Raw genomic sequence first — 16,043 nt, 5'->3', positions numbered from 1 at the left:
CGCCATGAGCAAAAACCCCGCCCCTTGCCAAGCATTGATGCTGGACAACCAGCTGTGCTTCGCCCTGCACTCCACCTCGCTGCTGATGACCAAGGTCTACAAGCCGTTGCTGCAAGCCCTTGGCCTGACCTATCCGCAGTACCTGGCCATGATGGTGCTGTGGGAAGAAGATGGTTTGACCGTGGGCGAAATCAGCAGTCGCTTGCTGACCGATCCGGGCTCACTGACCCCCTTGCTCAAGCGCCTGGAAGCCGAAGGCCTGCTCAGCCGCACCCGCAGCCGTGAAGATGAGCGCGTGGTCGTAGTGGAGCTCACCGCCACCGGCCGTGCATTGCAAGACAAAGCCATGGGAATCCCGCACTGCATCCTCGGCGCCAGCGGCCTGGAGCTGGAGCAGTTGCGCAAGCTGCAAAGCGATTTGATTGCGTTGCGCAGAAATCTGCAGGCTAACGTCTGAGGCGATAGACCAAACGCCAACTCCCCCCTGTGGGAGTTGGCTTGCCTGCTCGCACATTTGTTTGTGCCGTGTGCCAATGGGTCAACCCGTGCAAAATTTTTTGTAATTTATCTTGCGCGCTAAACATTAGCGCTATACATTTGCCTCACCAACTACTTAGCGCGCAAATATTTAGCGCTAACAAACCAAGAGGACGACACCATGCAAACTCTCTATACCGCAGTAGCCACCGCCACCGGCGGCCGTGATGGTCGTGCGGTTTCCAGCGACAACATCCTCGACGTCAAACTGTCCACCCCCAAAGAACTGGGCGGTGCCGGCGGCCAGGCCACCAACCCTGAACAACTGTTTGCTGCCGGCTACTCGGCCTGCTTTATCGGCGCCCTGAAGTTTGTCGCCAGCCAGACCAAGCGCAAAATCCCGGATGACGCTTCGATCACCGCCCACGTCGGCATTGGTCAAATCCCCGGTGGTTTCGGCCTGGACATCGACCTGCACGTGAGCCTGCCGGGCCTGGCCCAAGATGACGCGCAAAGCCTGGTCGATGCCGCCCACCAAGTCTGCCCGTACTCCAACGCCACCCGTGGCAACGTCGATGTGCGTTTGCACGTGACGGTCTGATAAATAGACGCCCATAAAAAAACCCGACGCCAGGTCGGGTTTTTTGTATCGCGGAGCCAGAATTACTTCTTGGCGCGACCTTTGTACGAACCACCTTCACGGGTGTCGATCTCGATCATGTCGTCGATTTCGATGAAATCAGCAACTTGCAGCTCGGTACCGTTAGCCAGTTTGGCAGGCTTCATCACCTTGCCCGAAGTGTCGCCGCGAGCGGAACCTTCGGTGTAGGCAACTTTACGCACGATGGTGGTCGGCAGCTCTACGGAAACCAGACGGTCTTCGAAGAAGATCGCTTCGCAGACGTCTTCCATACCTTCTTCGATGAACGGCAGAACGGCTTCGATATCTTCAGCGTTCAGCTCGTACATGGTGTAGTCGGTGGTGTCCATGAACGTGTAGGTGTCGCCGCTGATGAAGGACAGGGTCGCTTCTTTGCGGTCGAGGATCACGTCTTCCAGTTTGTCATCGGCGCTGTAGACGATCTCGGTCTTGTAGCCGGTCAGCAGGTTCTTCAGCTTGGTCTTCATGATTGCGCTGTTACGACCAGACTTGGTGAACTCAGCTTTCTGAACCAACCAAGGGTCGTTTTCGAGCTTGATGACGGTACCGGGTTTCAGCTCTTTACCAGTTTTCATTGCGTATATCCGAAATTTGGATGGGATTTACAAAAATCAAGGTGGCGTATCATATCCAACTTTCATAAAACTGTACCAGCGCCGTAGCAAGATCGGCCTGCAAGCCTTGTTCCAGACACCACGTTTGCGCGTGGTGGTGCACCTCCGGCCAGTGTTCCATGAGCATTTTCCACGCCTGTGTCATATCGCCATCAGCGTTCCAGGCTTGCCACAGGGTCACGACAGCGACCTTGGCGGCGGGCGATAAGGCGGCGGTGTAGAGCGTCAGGAAAGCATCGAGCTTGTCCAGATGGATGTCTTCGTCCTGGCGGTAGATGTGCCAGAGCAACGGCCGCCCGGCCCATTGGGCACGCACGAACGAGTCTTCGCCGCGCACGGCGTTGAAGTCGCAGCACCACAGCAGGCGGTCATATTGCTCCTGCCGTACGAACGGCAGTACCTGCACGGTCAGGGCAGCACGTTGATGGATATCCCCGACCGCCAGCCCTTCCACACCGAGCCAACGCTGTACGTCGCCGAGGATGCGCCCTTCCGGAACCAATAGATGAGTGGCACGCCCGTCCGTCGCCAATACGTCCAGCCAACTGGCGAGCCCGGCATTTTCATAGGCAAACAACGACATCAGCCGCGCACCCGCTACCGGAACGATGCCCATCGACTGCAGGAATTGGTGTTGCGCTGCGCCGTCTTGCTGAAATGCCTGACGCTGCTCCAATAACCCGCATTCGCGTAACAGCCCGCCCGTGCCCGGACGAAAGCCTGGGAAGAAGAAGTACTTCTGCACGCCCTTGAACTTCACCGACGGCAAGCGATGGCACCCCACCACCCAGTCTTCAGCGCTGAGGTAATCCAGGTTCATCCACAACGGCGTGCGCTCCCGCGTGGCCATGGCTTCCATATAATCGGCCGGCAGCTGGCAGGCGAAAGCGGCAATCACCACATCGGCAGAGGGCGTGTCGTGCCACTGCGCCGGCCAATGGCGAACCTCCACACCCTCTTGCCATTGCTGGTCCAGGTGCACATCAATCTCGGGGCACATGCGCTCGAAGGCGCGCAGGTCATCGACCCACAAACGCACTTCGCAGCGATGCTCCACCACCAATTGCCGGGCCAGGCGCCAGGTCACGCCGATGTCGCCGTAGTTGTCGACGACGCTGCAAAAAATATCCCAGCGGGCTTTCATTCCGGGCTCCAACGATCAAAGGCTCGATTGTCCGCATAAATGCGCGGATGCAGAAGGCTTGATCGCGATTATTCTGCACAGTGGCTGTGCGACAATCGCCGTCACGCCGTCAATGCCTGCCAGGAGGCCATCATGTCTGATCGTCCGTTATCGCTGTTCAAGCTCAGTATGGCTGTGGCTTTTGGCCTGTGGCTTGGCTTTATCGCCATTGTGCTGACCGCCTGGCTGGCATCGCGCTACGTGTTTGTGCAAACCCTGGCGCCGGTTGCTCAGGCGGTTCAGCAATTGGGCAAGCCTGCGGTGGTTGCGCCGGAGCCACCGAACCGCATGTTTGAGCAGTACCAGGAGAACCTGCGCAAGCAGGAACAACAGCAAAGCCTGGACCAGGCGCGCAACAACGCGCGCAACCTGTCCAACCCCAAATGCCAGTTCTGGCTACAGCAGGACCAGAACGCCCCCACTGAAAAGAGCAAGGCGAACGTCCTGCAATTTTGCGAATGATCAAGCACAGCCATGAATAAACACGCCGTCCACCAGTTGGTCCTGGAAAAGCTCTCCGTCGACCTCGACATCGCCCAACGCGCCGCGCAGACCGCCTACGAAACCGCGACCCACGAAGAAAACATTGCGGAAAACAAGTACGACACCCTGGGGCTGGAAGCTTCCTACCTGGCGGCTGGGCAGGCCAAGCGCGTCGAGGAAATCAAGCAGGCGCTGACGCTGTGCCACACCCTGCAACTGCGCGCTTATGATGATCAGCGCGGCATAGAAGTCGGTGCACTACTGGGCCTGGAAGACGAGAACGGTCGCCAACAGTGGCTGTTCCTGGCGCCGGATGCAGCCGGCTTGAAAGTCGATGTGGTGGGGCAACCGGTAACCGTCATCACCCCGCGTTCACCTCTGGGCAAAAGCCTGCTGGGCAAGTTCGAAGGGGATGAGGTGGAGATTCTGGTGGCAGGCGCTCGGCAACACTTTACGGTTACCGAGGCCAAATAAACCACTCAGTGGACGGGCAATTCCACGCCGTCGAAGAGCTCTTCCAGTTCCTGCTTGTTGTGGCACTGGATCGCCTTGGCCATGACTTCGCGGGTCAAATGTGGGGCGAATTTCTCGATGAAATCGCACATGAAACCGCGCAGGAATGTGCCACGGCGGAAGCCGATCTTGGTCACGCTGGATTCAAACAACTCGCTGGCGTCGAGTACTACCAGGTCTTTGTCGAGGTTGGTGTCGACCGCCATCTTGGCGACGATGCCGACGCCCAGACCGAGGCGCACGTAAGTCTTGATGACGTCGGCGTCGGCGGCGGTGAACACTACTTTCGGCGTGAGGCCGCGGTGGCTGAAGGCTTCGTCGAGCTTGGAACGGCCGGTAAAGCCAAACACGTAAGTCACGATCGGGTATTCAGCCAGGGCTTCGAGGGTCAGCTTCGGCAGCTTGGCCAGCGGGTGCCCCTGGGGCACGACCACGCAACGGTTCCAGCGGTAGCACGGCATCATCACCAGGTCACCAAACAGCTCCAGGGCTTCGGTGGCAATGGCGAAGTCAACGGTGCCATCAGCGGCCATCTCGGCGATCTGCATCGGCGAACCCTGGTGCATGTGCAGGGCCACGTCGGGGTACTGCTTGATGAAATCGCGGATCACCGGCGGCAACGCATAACGCGCCTGGGTGTGAGTGGTGGCGATCGACAGGGTGCCTTTCTTCTCGTTGGAGAATTCCTGGGCAATCTGCTTGATGCTTTCGACTTTACGCAGGATCTCGCCGGCGGTGGTGATGATGCGCTCGCCAGCCGGGGTGACGCGGGTCAGGTGCTTGCCGCTGCGCGCGAACACTTCGACGCCCAGCTCGTCTTCGAGCAGGCGGATCTGCTTGCTGATACCGGGTTGCGAGGTGTAGAGGCTTTGAGCGGTAGCGGAAACGTTGAGGTCGTGGTGCGCCACTTCCCAGATGTAGCGCAGTTGTTGAAGCTTCATAGATGTCCCTCAAAGCAAATAGACGCCACGGGTATCAGCGACGGTATATAACTATATTAAAGGTCAGACGGATAAATCTAGAACTTTTTATCGTTTTCACCGATCAACTGTCATCACTGCGCCGACGCTGCAACGACGGCACCATGTAAACCGGCACTGTCGCCAGTTGCAGCACCCTCGCCGCTGTGCGCCCCAGCGGTGTGGCGGCGGCGGTTGCATGGCTGTGACTACCTACGATCAACAGGTCGACGGAAAGTTTACGCAGCTGGTCGAGAATCACTTCGCACGGGTCGCCCTGAATCACCCGCACCGACTGAATCAACTTCAAGTCTTGCTCGCCGTCCCCCAACTCCTCGCGAAAACTGTCCAGTACCCGCTGCTCGATCGACGCCATGACCGTGTTAAGCCCCTGGCTCTGCCATTCACTCAAGGCCTGCTCATCAAGGTAGCTCTGCAACACCGATTCGGCGAACAGCCCAATCGGCTCGACCACATGGATCACATACAAATCCGCCTTGAACGTTCGGGCCAGCGCCAGCGCGTGTTGCATCACATAGGGCGCATACAGACCGAGGTCCGTGGCATACAGCATCGAACGAATCATAGAACCTCCTGGACTGCCAGGATGGCGGCGATTGAATGAGCTTAGCAGCGCCTTGACGACTTCGGCTGACTTAGCGCTCGGTGTGGATTTTCAACTCATTACTGATGCCATGGGGCACATGCCCGGTGGCCACCACTTCCCGGGCTTTCTCACAATGACCGGCCTGGTCATCGAAAAACACGTCGGCGGCGAACGCCTCCAGAAAGGCGGATTTCTCCAGGCCGCCGAGGAACAGCGACTCGTCCAAACGGATATCCCATTCACGCAAGGTGCGAATCACGCGCTCATGGGAGGGCGCCGAACGCGCCGTCACCAGCGCCGTGCGGATCGGGCATGCATCATCCGCGAACTCACGCTGCAACAGGTTGAGCGCCGCCAGGAAACCCTTGAACGGGCCGCCGTGCAGAGGCTGGCGCGCCGACTCGCGCTCGCTGGCCTGGAACGCTGCCAGCCCGCCGGCCTGGTACACCCGCTCCGACTCATCGGAAAACAGCACCGCATCGCCGTCGAACGCAATCCGCAGTTCTTCACTCGATGCCCGACGCGCACCGCCCGACAGAATCGTCGCCGCCGCAAAGCCGGCGTCGAGTGCGCTGCGCACGTCTTCAGCATGGGTCGAAAGAAACAGATGGCAACCGAATGCAGCCAAATAAGGATAGGGACTACGCCCGCCGACGAAAGCAGCGCGGGAAATATCCAGACCGTAATGCTGGATCGAATTGAACACTCGCAAGCCGGTATCGGCACTGTTGCGCGACACCAGGACGACCTCGACACGCGCACGCCCCAGGCTGGCGTTAAGACTGAGCAACTTCTTGACGAGTGGGAACGCGTCGCCGGGCTCCAGGGTTTCTTCCTCGTGTTCGATCTGGTATTTGCGGTAAGCCTCCACACCTTCGGCCAAGTAGACCTTGTGGCTGTCGCTCAGGTCGAACAGCGCCCGCGACGAAATCGCCAGCACCAACTTGTCGCCCAATCCCTTTGCCATGGTGTGCCCCCGAATCAGCGGTTGTGCCGATCAATAAAACTCAACGCCTGGTAAAGCGCTTCCATGCGTGGCAATTCGCAACCTGCCGCTTTGGCGGCGGCCAGTGGCCGTGCGTAGATCGCCGCCAACTCCAGCGGGCGTTTATGCACATGGTCGTGGTACATGCTCGGCAAGTAGTCAACCATGGTTTCGGTCATGGCGAACATCTGCTCGGCATAACTGGCCGGGATGTGATGACCGCAGGCATGGGCGCCCTGGACCACTTCAGCCATCAATGCCTGGATGAGTTCGCGGCTCGATTCATCCGCCATCATCGCGGTAGTGCCGGTGCCCAGTAACACGGAGAGGCCGTTGTAAGGCACATTCCACACCAGCTTGTGCCAGCGGGCCAAGTGTACGCTGGCCATGGCCTGGGACTCGATACCGGCCTTGTGAAACAGCGCGGCGCCCTCCTCGACAATCGCCTTCTGGCGCGCCTCATCATTGGCCGCCGTGCCACTGTGATAGCCCAGGTTGACCCTGCCCAGGGCCTGATGCTCGACGACACCGGGCGCGGCACGATGCACGCCGATATAGCACAGGCCGCCCAGCAGGTGCAGGGACGGCGGCAGGTGTTCACGCAGGCTGTCTTCAACGTCGAGACCGTTTTGCAACAGCACCACCCTGGCGTCCGGCGCTGCGACCTGGGCAATGGTCGGGGCCAGGTCCACGTTGCCGGTGGACTTGGTCCCGATCAACAGCCAATCGCACGCCGGCATATCGGCGGCGCGGGCATAAGCCTGCACCGGGTGCAGGTGCAACTGGCCGTGCAGCGTGCTGTTGAGGTGCAGGCCATGCTCACTGACCGCTGCATATTCGCTGCGCAACAGAAAGTGCACATCGAACCCGGCACGCGCCAGCATCAACCCATAGAACCCACCGATAGCACCGGTGCCAATAATGCCAATACGTGGAGACGACTCGGGTGCAACTGCGCTCATGGCAAATCCTCTGGTGTGCGGGTGAGTGCGTGATTCACCGCGTCGGTAAGGTCTTTATTCGTAAGGCGTGACTGTAATTGCCCAAGAAATTGACCCTCGCACACGAGGAACAACGCGGGCAAATGAAAGATCTGGTAGCGCTCGACCGCTCCGCCATTGTGCCCGGCATCGACCCAGCACACGCGGTCCACCGGCAATGTCCAACTCGGCAACTGCTGGCGTGCCCAGCGGCAGCTGGAGCACCCTACGCTGGTAAACACCACAAGCGAAATACCTGGCAATCCCAGCAATTGCTGGTCAATATCCAGGTCGGTCAATTCCTGTTCCTTCACTATACTGCTGCCACTGCCGTCAACTGGACGGCGCTCGGAGTCCGTGTACATGGGTCGTTTTTTACCTCACCCTGATGATGTCGCTGTCGAGTTGATCCAACGTCCCTCCCCTGCCATTCCCCGGCAACGCCTGCACACTATCGGCCTGGGCGGCGTCGCCTGCAATTGCCCGCGTGCCTTGCGCCAGGGCACAGCCGTTGATTTGTGCATCCCGTCCCTGGGTGCCAGCGCCCGTTATCCGGGCTATGTCGCCTGGTGCCGCAAAGTCGATAAGGGCTATCGCGTCGGCATCTCTTTTACCGATGAGCACGCGTTGTTCGGAGCACGAATGGGCGAGCAAGTGTGCCAGATGGAACGCTACTGCCGCCTGCACGAAGAGGCCGAGCCAACGCCTGCGCAGCTCGAAGCCATGGCCCGCGAGTGGGTCTCGCGCCATGCCGTTGAGTTCTCCCACGCGGCTTTTGTGGCGCCAGTGCTGGATTAAAGCCGGCTTTGCCCATTGTGGCGGGCCGGTATTACGCGCTAAGGTTCCTCCCCCCTGCATTCAAATCATGCTGTGCTCCGCCGCACGGGGATGGCTGGCGGCCGGCACCCGTGACCCTGACGAGTAACACGATGGCTGATTTACCGATCAATGACCTAAACGTCGAATCCAACGAGACCCTGATCACGCCCGATCAGCTCAAGCGCGAAATCCCTCTGAGCGACGCTGCCCTGCAGACCGTCACCAAGGGCCGCGAAGTCATCCGTGACATTCTCGACGGCACCGACCACCGCCTCTTCGTCGTCATCGGGCCGTGCTCGATCCACGACCTCAAGGCTGCCCACGAATACGCCGAGCGGCTCAAGGTACTGGCGGCGGAAGTGTCCGACACCCTGTACCTGGTGATGCGCGTCTATTTCGAAAAACCGCGGACCACCGTCGGCTGGAAAGGCTTGATCAACGACCCGTACCTGGACGACTCGTTCAAGATTCAGGACGGTTTGCACATTGGTCGTCAGTTGCTGCTGGACCTGGCCGAAATGGGCCTGCCCACCGCCACCGAAGCCCTCGACCCGATCTCCCCGCAATACCTGCAGGACCTGATCAGTTGGTCGGCCATCGGCGCGCGCACCACCGAATCCCAGACCCACCGTGAAATGGCGTCCGGCCTGTCTTCGGCCGTGGGCTTCAAGAACGGCACCGATGGCGGCCTGACGGTCGCGATCAACGCGCTGCAATCGGTGTCCAGCCCGCACCGTTTCCTGGGGATCAACCAGGAAGGTGGCGTGTCGATCGTCACCACCAAAGGCAACGCCTACGGCCACGTGGTATTGCGCGGTGGCAACGGCAAGCCCAACTATGATTCGGTCAGCGTTGCACTGTGCGAACAGGCACTGAACAAAGCCAAGATCAAGCCGAACATCATGGTCGACTGCAGCCACGCCAACTCCAACAAGGACCCGGCCCTGCAACCGCTGGTGATGGAAAACGTCGCCAACCAGATTCTTGAAGGCAACCAGTCGATTATCGGCTTGATGGTCGAGAGCCACTTGAACTGGGGCTGCCAGGCAATTCCAAAAGACCTGGCGGATTTGCAGTACGGCGTGTCGATCACCGATGCCTGCATCGATTGGGCGGCCACCGAAACGACCCTGCGCAGCATGCACGCCAAGCTCAAGGACGTGTTGCCTAAACGCAAACGCACCTGAGCCGCACAATTGCGCACACAAAAACGCCGGGCTAAGCCCGGCGTTTTTGTGTGCGCCTGATCAGTTACAGCTTCGCGGCATGGCGCTGGTGGCGCTCCATGTAGCGTTCTACGTAAGAGCACGAAGGGATCACGGTGTACCCGGCTTCTTCTGCGAACTTCAACGCTTCCTCGGTCAGCGCAGCAGCAATGCCGCGGCCCCGCAGTGCGTTGGGCACGAAGGTACGATAGATATCCAGGGTCTGCTTCCCGAGGTCCATGTAGGTCAGATAGGCACGATGACCGTCCACATTGGTCTCGAACTGATGACCAGCCTGGTCATGGTGGATGGACAACGCCTCGCTCATCACTACTCCTCGCGGGTCTTGAATGTCGACCCCTACCTTACCGATGTTTTTCCGGCGAAGGAACATCTACGCCACCCCGTGCCGGTTTCGACAACGAGAAAACCTATAGCGCTCACAACCAGCACGTAGAGAATAGTAGGCACCAATCCTGCAATAGCTCAAGGCGCACGCGTCATCCCCTGCCGCTGGTGGTTACAGAAAGAGCCTCGATCAATCAGCGATCGATAGCCTGAACATTGCCGGCAGTTGAAGCTTGAGACGAACTGCCGCTCTTAAAGTCACCTCTACATGCGCAAAAGATACCGGGTGAGGCAAAGGCGCCCAGAAAAAAAGTGTCAACATCGATATATAAATCTTCATCTGTCGGGCAGGCCCGACACATGCGGGCCGGACCTTTCAGCTTGGATCCAGTTCCCACTGATATGAAATTTTCTGGATAGTTTTTATACAAACCCCCAAAAGATTAGCCAAAATAGATTCGGCGCAAGAATTTTTTTTGCTTCTTGCGCTACGTCAGTTTACTTACTACAAGTAATGAGTAGTATGTACGCCGGCTATCAGCTCACTCTGAGAAAGTAGCCATTTAATAGAAAGTCCTTGAAGGGGAACACGATGAACAACGTTCTGAAATTCTCTGCTCTGGCTCTGGCCGCAGTTCTGGCTACCGGTTGCAGCAGCGTCTCCAAAGAAACCGAAGCTCGTCTGACTGCAACTGAAGACGCAGCAGCTCGCTCCCAGGCTCGTGCAGACGAAGCCTACCGTAAAGCTGATGAAGCTCTGGCTGCTGCTCAAAAAGCACAACAGACTGCTGACGAAGCTAACGAGCGCGCTCTGCGCATGCTTGAAAAAGCAAGCCGCAAGTAATAATCCTTCGGGGTTGTTATCAAGCCGATCCATTCTTGGATCGGCTTTTTTATTGCCCGGGATTCAGCCCTGAATCGCGCGCAATAAAAAGCCCGCCGCAGCGCAAGGCCAGGGCGGGCGTTTGATCGAGCGCGCTTATTGCTGCAGGTCGACCGGGGTACTCGACACCACGGGTGCGTTGCCGCCCGGTACGCCAATTTCGGTTGGCAACCCGTCTTCCGCCGCCACCACGTCACGCACCTGATCCCAATTGACCCGCAGGTTATTGGCCAGGTCTTCGCGTTTGAGCAAGGCGTTGATCACCGCGGTGTGCTTGTCGACGACCGACGGTGTGCCGTCATCATTCAACGGCGTATGCGCTTCCAGGTAGACCTTGCCGCCGCTGGTGCCGAACTTGTAGGCATCGCTGATGATGCGCACCGACGTGCCCACCGGCACCATGCTCGCCATCTCCAGCACGTTGTTGTTGAACATGCGGAAGCAGCCGTGGCTTGTACGCGTGCCGATACCAAATTTCATGTTGGAGCCGTGGATCAAATAGCCCGGCGTGCCCAATGTGAACTTGAACGGCCCCAGCGGGTTATCCGGACCGGCCGGCACCACGTTAGGCAGCGGATCACCGTTGGCGGCATGCTCGGCCTTGATCGAGGCGGGTGGCGTCCAGGTCGGGTTGGGGATCTTGCCCGTGATGGTGGTGTGGGCGACGGGTGAACCCCAGCCCTCGCGGCCAATCCCCAGCGGGAACGTGTAAACCACATTCTGGCCCTTGGGGTAGTAATAGAGCCGGTATTCAGCAAGGTTGATCACAATGCCTTCACGGGGCCCGGGCGGCAGGATGAAACGCGTGGGCAGCACAATTTCGGTGCCCGCGCCGGGCAACCAGGCATCGACACCCGGGTTGGCCGCGACCATTTCCGAGTAGCCCAGGTCATAGGTGGTACCCAGGTCGGCAAAGGTGTCTTCGTACTTGGCCTTGATCACCTGGACCTGACCAACGATGTCTTCACCCGGCGGTGGCAAGGGCAACTGCAAAGCTGACGCCGAACCGGCCGCACACAGAGCAGCGAGAGACAGGCAGCAGGTAACGACGGAAAGGCGCGACAACATCCGGAAAATCCTTCGCAGAACGACGGGTAGGAAAAAATTGATTGTATACGTGAAGCGCGCTGCAAGCATCTGTCCGCGCCGTTGCTATTCGAAGCGCAGTTCCGGCCAGATCAGCGGCGTGCCGCGCTTTTGCGATTCGAGAATCGCCCGGCACAACGGGCACAACCGCTGGTCCTGAAAGATCGAACGATCCACCGCCGACCAGCGTGGTTGCGCCGGCAATAAAGTGCCGCAGAGCGTGCGGTCGATCGAGCCGCCCAACTCCAGTTGACGCGCCACCAGATGCACCCGGACTTCCTGGCAGGCGAACAGATCCAGCTGCTCGTCAGGCTCGATCAGTTGGTAGTTGAACAGGGACCAGGCAGGGCGCGACATCGGGGGCTCCAGATCGGGGGGGCGCCACCTTAGCCGAAAGCCTGCCGCTAGAAAAGCGTCATAGCAGCGGTTTTAGCGTCGGCCAGACATTTTCCAGTAACTTGCCCTGGGCGCCGACTGCCGGGTGGAGCTGATCGGCCTGCATCAGTTCCGGGTGGCCACCAACGCCTTCGAGGAAAAACGGCACCAACGGGACACTTTTCTCCTTGGCCAAGGCCCCGTACACCTCGGCAAAGGCCGTGGTGTATTTCGGCCCGTAATTAGGTGGCAACTGCATGCCCAACAGCAGCACCTTGGCACCACCGGCCTTGGACTGGTCAATCATCGACGCAAGATTTTGTTTCAATTGCGCTGGCGGCTGGCCGCGCAGACCGTCATTGCCGCCCAACTCAAGGATCACGACGTCTGGCTTATGCTCTGCAAGCGCCGCCGGCAGCCGCGCCAGGCCTCCGGCACTGGTGTCGCCACTGATGGAGGCGTTGACCACTTTATCGTCGAAACCTTCGCGCTTGAGCCGTTGTCCCAACAACGCTACCCAGCCTTTGCTGGTATCCAGTCCGAAACCGGCACTGATACTATCCCCAACGATCAGGACTGTACCCGCCGCTGCGTTCTGGGCCATGCACATCAAGGCCAGGCCAGCACTCAAAAACCACATTCGCATCGGATTCTCCATGGGCGCAAGCATTCTCACCGCGCGAAACCTTAGCAAAGTGGTTCCCAGCGCGGAAGGTGAACTGACTATCCTGCACGAACTGAGCCTGGAACTGAACAAGGGCGATAGCCTGGCGATCGTCGGCAGTTCCGGTTCCGGCAAATCCACCCTCCTCGGCCTGCTGGCCGGCCTCGACCTGCCCAGCAGCGGTGAAGTCACCCTCGCCGGCCAAGCCTTGAGCACCCTCGACGAAGACCAGCGCGCGCGCATTCGTGCCGAGCACGTGGGTTTTGTTTTTCAATCGTTTCAATTGCTCGACAGCCTCAACGCCCTGGAAAACGTCATGCTGCCGCTGGAACTCGACGGTCGCAAAGACGCCCGCGAACGCGCCAGGTACCTGCTGGAGCGCGTCGGCCTGGGCCAACGGCTGACCCACTCGCCCCGCCAGCTTTCCGGTGGCGAGCAGCAGCGTGTCGCCATCGCCCGGGCCTTTGCCGCCGAGCCGGATGTGCTGTTTGCCGATGAGCCTACCGGCAACCTCGACAGCCACACCGGCGAGCGCATCAGCGACCTGCTGTTCGAGCTCAATAAAGAGAGCGGCACGACCCTGGTGCTGGTCACCCACGACGAGCGCCTGGCCCACCGTTGCCGACGCCTGATCCGCCTTGAAGCCGGCCTGATGGTCGCGCCCCTGGAGCCTTGATGGCACGTATGCCGCTGTTGCGCCTGTTCAGCCTTGCCATGCGCCAATTACTGCGCGACGCCCGCGCCGGTGAATTGCGCGTGTTGTTTTTCGCCCTGCTGGTGGCGGTGACAGCCAGCACTGCCATCGGCTACTTCGGTGCACGTCTGAACGGCGCCATGCTGTTGCGTGCCACCGAGTTCCTCGGTGCCGACCTGGTGCTCGAAGGCAGCTCGCCGGCGCGTCCCGAACAAATCAGATCCGGGACCGAGCTGGGCCTCGATCACGCGCGCATCGTGGAATTCTCCAGCGTTATCGCCACGGATAACGGCATCCAGCTCTCCAGTATCAAGGCGGTCAACGAGCAGTACCCGTTGCGTGGCGAACTGAAAAGCGCGGCAGAGCCATTCGGTGCCGAAACCCCGGGCGGCGGCCCGAAACCCGGCGAAGCCTGGGTGGAAGCTCGCCTGTTGACGGCGCTGAACCTGAAGGTCGGCGACAGCATCGACGTCGGTATGAAAAGCCTGCGACTGGCTCGCATCCTGACCTATGAACCCGACCGCGCCGGCAACTTCTACAGCCTCACGCCTCGGGTGATGATCAACCTTTCGGACCTGGACGCAACCGGTGTGGTGCAGCCCGGCAGCCGCGTCAGCTACCGCGAACTGTGGCGTGCGCCCCAAGGCAGCACAGCGCTGCAAACCTATCGCGACCTGGTCAAGCCAGGCCTTGCCGCCAACCAGCGCCTGCAGGATTCGCGAGACGGCAACCAGCAGATCGGCGGCGCCCTGGGCAAGGCCGAACGTTACTTGAACATGGCCAGCCTGGTGGCGGTGTTGCTTGCCGGCGTAGCCGTGGCGCTGTCGGCCAACCGGTTTGCCAGCCGACGTTTCGACGCCAGTGCCCTGCTGCGTTGCCTCGGGTTGTCACGCCGTGAAGCGATGGTATTGTTCAGCCTGCAACTGAGCGTACTGGGCCTGCTGGCGAGCCTGACCGGTGCCGTGCTCGGATGGCTGGCGCAATTTGGTCTGTTCTATTTCCTGCACGATCTGTTGCCGGCCGACGTGCCGCCCGGCGGGTTGCTGCCGGCAGTTGCAGGTATCGGCACCGGGCTGGTTGCCCTCGCCGGCTTCGCCCTGCCGCCGTTGGCGGCGCTGGGCCGCGTGCCACCGCTGCGGGTATTGCGCCGTGACATGCTGCCGATCCCTTCCAGTACCTGGATGGTGTACGGCGCCGCACTGTTCGCCCTTGGCCTGATCATGTGGCGCCTGAGCCTCGATCTGGTGCTGACCTTCGCATTACTGGGCGGCGGCGTAATGGCAGCGCTGATCCTCGGCGGCCTGCTCTTGTTGTTGCTGCAAAGCTTGCGACGGCTATTGGCGCGCGCCTCCCTGCCCTGGCGCCTGGGCCTGGGCCAATTGCTGCGTCACCCACTGGCGGCAGCCGGTCAGTCCCTGGCGTTTGGCCTGATCCTGTTGTCCATGGGCCTGATCGCCCTGTTGCGCGGCGAACTGCTCGACACGTGGCAAAACCAGTTGCCCAAGGACGCCCCCAACTATTTCGCCCTGAATATCCTGCCGGCCGACAAGGACGCCTTTGGCGCCCGCCTGCTGGACCTGCAGGCGCAAGCAGCGCCGCTGTATCCGGTGGTGCCGGGCCGGTTGATCAGCATCAATGGCGAAGCGGTGCAGCAAATCGTCAGCAAAGACTCCAGCGGGGACCGTGCCGTACAGCGTGACTTGAGCCTGACCTGGGCGGCCGACCTGCCGCCGGGCAACGTGCTGACCACAGGTTCCTGGTGGTCGCAGCAACCGGGCGATGGCATCCCTGGCGTGTCGGTAGAAGCCAAGGTCGCCGAAAGCCTGAAGCTCAAGCTGGACGATCACTTGGTGTTCACCATCGGTGGGGAGAATCGCGAAGCGCGGGTCACCAGCCTGCGGACCATTAACTGGGATAACTTCCAGCCCAACTTCTTCATGATCTTCCAACCGGGCACGCTGAAAGACCTGCCCGCCACCTACCTGACCAGCTTCTACCTGGCGCCTGGGCATGACCAGCAGATCGTCGACCTGTCCCGAGCATTCCCGGCAGTCACGATATTGCAGGTCGAAGCCTTGCTGGAGCAGTTGCGCAGCATTCTTGCCCAAGTGACCCTGGCGGTAGAGTACGTATTGCTGTTTGTGTTGGCCGCGGGCATGGCCGTGTTGTTTTCGGGCCTGCAGGCCACGCTGGATGAGCGCATTCGCCAAGGTGCGCTGTTGCGTGCACTGGGTGCCGAGCGCACGTTGCTGGTCAAGGCTCGGCGGATCGAGTTCGGCTTGCTCGGCGCGGTCAGCGGCCTGCTGGCGGCACTCGGCACGGAACTCATCACCTGGGTGCTGTACCGCTACGCTTTCGACCTGGCCTGGCATCCACATGCGTGGTTGCTCGTGCTGCCCGTGATCGGTGCCGTGCTGATCGGCGGTGCCGGCGTATTTGGTACGCGCCGCGCACTGAATGCCAGCCCGCTGACCGTGCTGCGCGAAGGCTGAAACGGCTGATGGCCA

At 60.2% G+C, this 16,043-nt stretch carries 20 protein-coding genes; 9 read left to right on the top strand and 11 right to left on the bottom strand.

Annotated features, from left to right (window positions below; genetic code table 11):
- Positions 1–4 precede the first annotated feature (4 nt).
- Both A7D21_RS17590 and A7D21_RS17585 read left to right on the top strand, forming a co-directional pair.
- Positions 5–457: a MarR family winged helix-turn-helix transcriptional regulator gene (locus tag A7D21_RS17590; protein WP_053255152.1), complete on the top strand. Its 453-nt coding sequence runs from the start codon at positions 5–7 to the stop codon at positions 455–457.
- A 201-nt stretch (positions 458–658) separates the two neighbouring features.
- Positions 659–1,078 (top strand): organic hydroperoxide resistance protein, encoded by a 420-nt coding sequence (locus A7D21_RS17585; RefSeq protein ID WP_034126737.1) that lies wholly within the window; start codon positions 659–661, stop codon positions 1,076–1,078.
- A gap of 62 nt (positions 1,079–1,140) precedes the next feature.
- Here the strand turns inward: A7D21_RS17585 and A7D21_RS17580 are convergent, their stop codons facing one another.
- Together A7D21_RS17580 and earP are read right to left on the bottom strand one after the other, a co-directional pair.
- A complete protein-coding gene (locus A7D21_RS17580; RefSeq protein ID WP_053255151.1) occupies positions 1,141–1,713 on the bottom strand; it encodes an elongation factor P in 573 nt (190 codons plus the stop codon).
- 49 nt (positions 1,714–1,762) lie between these two features.
- The gene (gene earP / locus A7D21_RS17575; protein ID WP_069552258.1) at positions 1,763–2,896 is read right to left on the bottom strand and encodes an elongation factor P maturation arginine rhamnosyltransferase EarP; all 1,134 of its coding nucleotides are present in this window, start codon (positions 2,894–2,896) and stop codon (positions 1,763–1,765) included.
- 132 nt (positions 2,897–3,028) lie between these two features.
- Between earP and A7D21_RS17570 the strand changes: the two genes are divergently transcribed.
- Both A7D21_RS17570 and A7D21_RS17565 read left to right on the top strand, forming a co-directional pair.
- Positions 3,029–3,397: a hypothetical protein gene (locus A7D21_RS17570; protein ID WP_069552257.1), complete on the top strand. Its 369-nt coding sequence runs from the start codon at positions 3,029–3,031 to the stop codon at positions 3,395–3,397.
- A 12-nt stretch (positions 3,398–3,409) separates the two neighbouring features.
- Positions 3,410–3,892 carry a GreA/GreB family elongation factor gene (locus tag A7D21_RS17565; protein WP_053255148.1) on the top strand — a complete coding sequence of 161 codons (483 nt, stop codon included), beginning with the start codon at positions 3,410–3,412 and terminating at the stop codon, positions 3,890–3,892.
- Positions 3,893–3,897: 5 nt separating this feature from the next.
- Here the strand turns inward: A7D21_RS17565 and cysB are convergent, their stop codons facing one another.
- From cysB to A7D21_RS17540, 5 genes are all read right to left on the bottom strand, one after another.
- A complete protein-coding gene (gene cysB, locus A7D21_RS17560; protein ID WP_003189876.1) occupies positions 3,898–4,872 on the bottom strand; it encodes an HTH-type transcriptional regulator CysB in 975 nt (324 codons plus the stop codon).
- Positions 4,873–4,975: 103 nt separating this feature from the next.
- Complete coding sequence (locus A7D21_RS17555; protein WP_053255147.1) at positions 4,976–5,476, bottom strand: universal stress protein; 501 nt, start codon at positions 5,474–5,476, stop codon at positions 4,976–4,978.
- Positions 5,477–5,546: 70 nt separating this feature from the next.
- Positions 5,547–6,464, bottom strand: coding sequence for a 5'-nucleotidase (locus A7D21_RS17550; RefSeq protein ID WP_053255146.1), 918 nt, complete (start codon positions 6,462–6,464; stop codon positions 5,547–5,549).
- Positions 6,465–6,478: 14 nt separating this feature from the next.
- Positions 6,479–7,444 (bottom strand): putative 2-dehydropantoate 2-reductase, encoded by a 966-nt coding sequence (locus A7D21_RS17545; RefSeq protein ID WP_053255145.1) that lies wholly within the window; start codon positions 7,442–7,444, stop codon positions 6,479–6,481.
- Entirely contained in the window at positions 7,441–7,827 is a 387-nt protein-coding gene (locus A7D21_RS17540) for a thioredoxin (protein WP_053255144.1), read from the bottom strand. The genes A7D21_RS17545 and A7D21_RS17540 overlap by 4 nt, the downstream gene beginning before the upstream one ends.
- Here A7D21_RS17540 and A7D21_RS17535 point away from each other — a divergent pair.
- Together A7D21_RS17535 and A7D21_RS17530 are read left to right on the top strand one after the other, a co-directional pair.
- Positions 7,826–8,260, top strand: a complete 435-nt coding sequence (locus tag A7D21_RS17535) for a PilZ domain-containing protein (RefSeq protein ID WP_069552256.1) — start codon at positions 7,826–7,828, stop codon at positions 8,258–8,260. The genes A7D21_RS17540 and A7D21_RS17535 overlap by 2 nt on opposite strands.
- Positions 8,261–8,391: 131 nt before the next feature.
- Positions 8,392–9,468: a 3-deoxy-7-phosphoheptulonate synthase gene (locus A7D21_RS17530; protein ID WP_053255142.1), complete on the top strand. Its 1,077-nt coding sequence runs from the start codon at positions 8,392–8,394 to the stop codon at positions 9,466–9,468.
- Positions 9,469–9,532: 64 nt separating this feature from the next.
- Here A7D21_RS17530 and A7D21_RS17525 read toward each other — a convergent pair whose 3' ends face one another.
- The gene (locus A7D21_RS17525) at positions 9,533–9,814 is read right to left on the bottom strand and encodes a GNAT family N-acetyltransferase (RefSeq protein WP_003189869.1); all 282 of its coding nucleotides are present in this window, start codon (positions 9,812–9,814) and stop codon (positions 9,533–9,535) included.
- Positions 9,815–10,426: 612 nt separating this feature from the next.
- On the opposite strand from A7D21_RS17525, the gene oprI reads away from it, so the two are divergent.
- Positions 10,427–10,678: an outer membrane lipoprotei OprI gene (gene oprI, locus A7D21_RS17520; protein WP_003172710.1), complete on the top strand. Its 252-nt coding sequence runs from the start codon at positions 10,427–10,429 to the stop codon at positions 10,676–10,678.
- 135 nt (positions 10,679–10,813) lie between these two features.
- Here the strand turns inward: oprI and A7D21_RS17515 are convergent, their stop codons facing one another.
- From A7D21_RS17515 to A7D21_RS17505, 3 genes are all read right to left on the bottom strand, one after another.
- A complete protein-coding gene (locus A7D21_RS17515) occupies positions 10,814–11,785 on the bottom strand; it encodes a L,D-transpeptidase family protein (protein WP_053255141.1) in 972 nt (323 codons plus the stop codon).
- Positions 11,786–11,869: 84 nt separating this feature from the next.
- Positions 11,870–12,160 (bottom strand): hypothetical protein, encoded by a 291-nt coding sequence (locus A7D21_RS17510; RefSeq protein ID WP_053255140.1) that lies wholly within the window; start codon positions 12,158–12,160, stop codon positions 11,870–11,872.
- A gap of 58 nt (positions 12,161–12,218) precedes the next feature.
- Complete coding sequence (locus tag A7D21_RS17505) at positions 12,219–12,824, bottom strand: arylesterase (protein ID WP_053255139.1); 606 nt, start codon at positions 12,822–12,824, stop codon at positions 12,219–12,221.
- Positions 12,825–12,834: 10 nt separating this feature from the next.
- Between A7D21_RS17505 and A7D21_RS17500 the strand changes: the two genes are divergently transcribed.
- Complete coding sequence (locus A7D21_RS17500; protein WP_053255138.1) at positions 12,835–13,518, top strand: ABC transporter ATP-binding protein; 684 nt, start codon at positions 12,835–12,837, stop codon at positions 13,516–13,518.
- Complete coding sequence (locus A7D21_RS17495) at positions 13,518–16,028, top strand: ABC transporter permease (protein WP_069552255.1); 2,511 nt, start codon at positions 13,518–13,520, stop codon at positions 16,026–16,028. The genes A7D21_RS17500 and A7D21_RS17495 overlap by 1 nt, the downstream gene beginning before the upstream one ends.
- Positions 16,029–16,043: the final 15 nt, after the last annotated feature.

The organism is Pseudomonas sp. AP19, assembly GCF_001728855.1.
Classification (GTDB): Bacteria; Pseudomonadota; Gammaproteobacteria; order Pseudomonadales; family Pseudomonadaceae; genus Aquipseudomonas; species Aquipseudomonas fluorescens.
This window is presented reverse-complemented; position numbering and strand designations above follow the sequence as displayed.

Coding starts and splice junctions, on each gene's coding strand:
- cysB (WP_003189876.1), bottom strand. CDS start 4,872: ATGAAGCTTCAACAACTGCGCTACATCTGGGAAGTGGCGCACCACGAC.
- A7D21_RS17495 (WP_069552255.1), top strand. CDS start 13,518: ATGGCACGTATGCCGCTGTTGCGCCTGTTCAGCCTTGCCATGCGCCAA.
- A7D21_RS17550 (WP_053255146.1), bottom strand. CDS start 6,464: ATGGCAAAGGGATTGGGCGACAAGTTGGTGCTGGCGATTTCGTCGCGG.
- A7D21_RS17535 (WP_069552256.1), top strand. CDS start 7,826: ATGGGTCGTTTTTTACCTCACCCTGATGATGTCGCTGTCGAGTTGATC.
- A7D21_RS17530 (WP_053255142.1), top strand. CDS start 8,392: ATGGCTGATTTACCGATCAATGACCTAAACGTCGAATCCAACGAGACC.
- A7D21_RS17540 (WP_053255144.1), bottom strand. CDS start 7,827: ATGTACACGGACTCCGAGCGCCGTCCAGTTGACGGCAGTGGCAGCAGT.
- A7D21_RS17525 (WP_003189869.1), bottom strand. CDS start 9,814: ATGAGCGAGGCGTTGTCCATCCACCATGACCAGGCTGGTCATCAGTTC.
- A7D21_RS17515 (WP_053255141.1), bottom strand. CDS start 11,785: ATGTTGTCGCGCCTTTCCGTCGTTACCTGCTGCCTGTCTCTCGCTGCT.
- A7D21_RS17585 (WP_034126737.1), top strand. CDS start 659: ATGCAAACTCTCTATACCGCAGTAGCCACCGCCACCGGCGGCCGTGAT.
- A7D21_RS17590 (WP_053255152.1), top strand. CDS start 5: ATGAGCAAAAACCCCGCCCCTTGCCAAGCATTGATGCTGGACAACCAG.
- earP (WP_069552258.1), bottom strand. CDS start 2,896: ATGAAAGCCCGCTGGGATATTTTTTGCAGCGTCGTCGACAACTACGGC.
- A7D21_RS17510 (WP_053255140.1), bottom strand. CDS start 12,160: ATGTCGCGCCCTGCCTGGTCCCTGTTCAACTACCAACTGATCGAGCCT.
- A7D21_RS17545 (WP_053255145.1), bottom strand. CDS start 7,444: ATGAGCGCAGTTGCACCCGAGTCGTCTCCACGTATTGGCATTATTGGC.
- A7D21_RS17500 (WP_053255138.1), top strand. CDS start 12,835: ATGGGCGCAAGCATTCTCACCGCGCGAAACCTTAGCAAAGTGGTTCCC.
- A7D21_RS17570 (WP_069552257.1), top strand. CDS start 3,029: ATGTCTGATCGTCCGTTATCGCTGTTCAAGCTCAGTATGGCTGTGGCT.
- oprI (WP_003172710.1), top strand. CDS start 10,427: ATGAACAACGTTCTGAAATTCTCTGCTCTGGCTCTGGCCGCAGTTCTG.
- A7D21_RS17505 (WP_053255139.1), bottom strand. CDS start 12,824: ATGCGAATGTGGTTTTTGAGTGCTGGCCTGGCCTTGATGTGCATGGCC.
- A7D21_RS17555 (WP_053255147.1), bottom strand. CDS start 5,476: ATGATTCGTTCGATGCTGTATGCCACGGACCTCGGTCTGTATGCGCCC.
- A7D21_RS17565 (WP_053255148.1), top strand. CDS start 3,410: ATGAATAAACACGCCGTCCACCAGTTGGTCCTGGAAAAGCTCTCCGTC.
- A7D21_RS17580 (WP_053255151.1), bottom strand. CDS start 1,713: ATGAAAACTGGTAAAGAGCTGAAACCCGGTACCGTCATCAAGCTCGAA.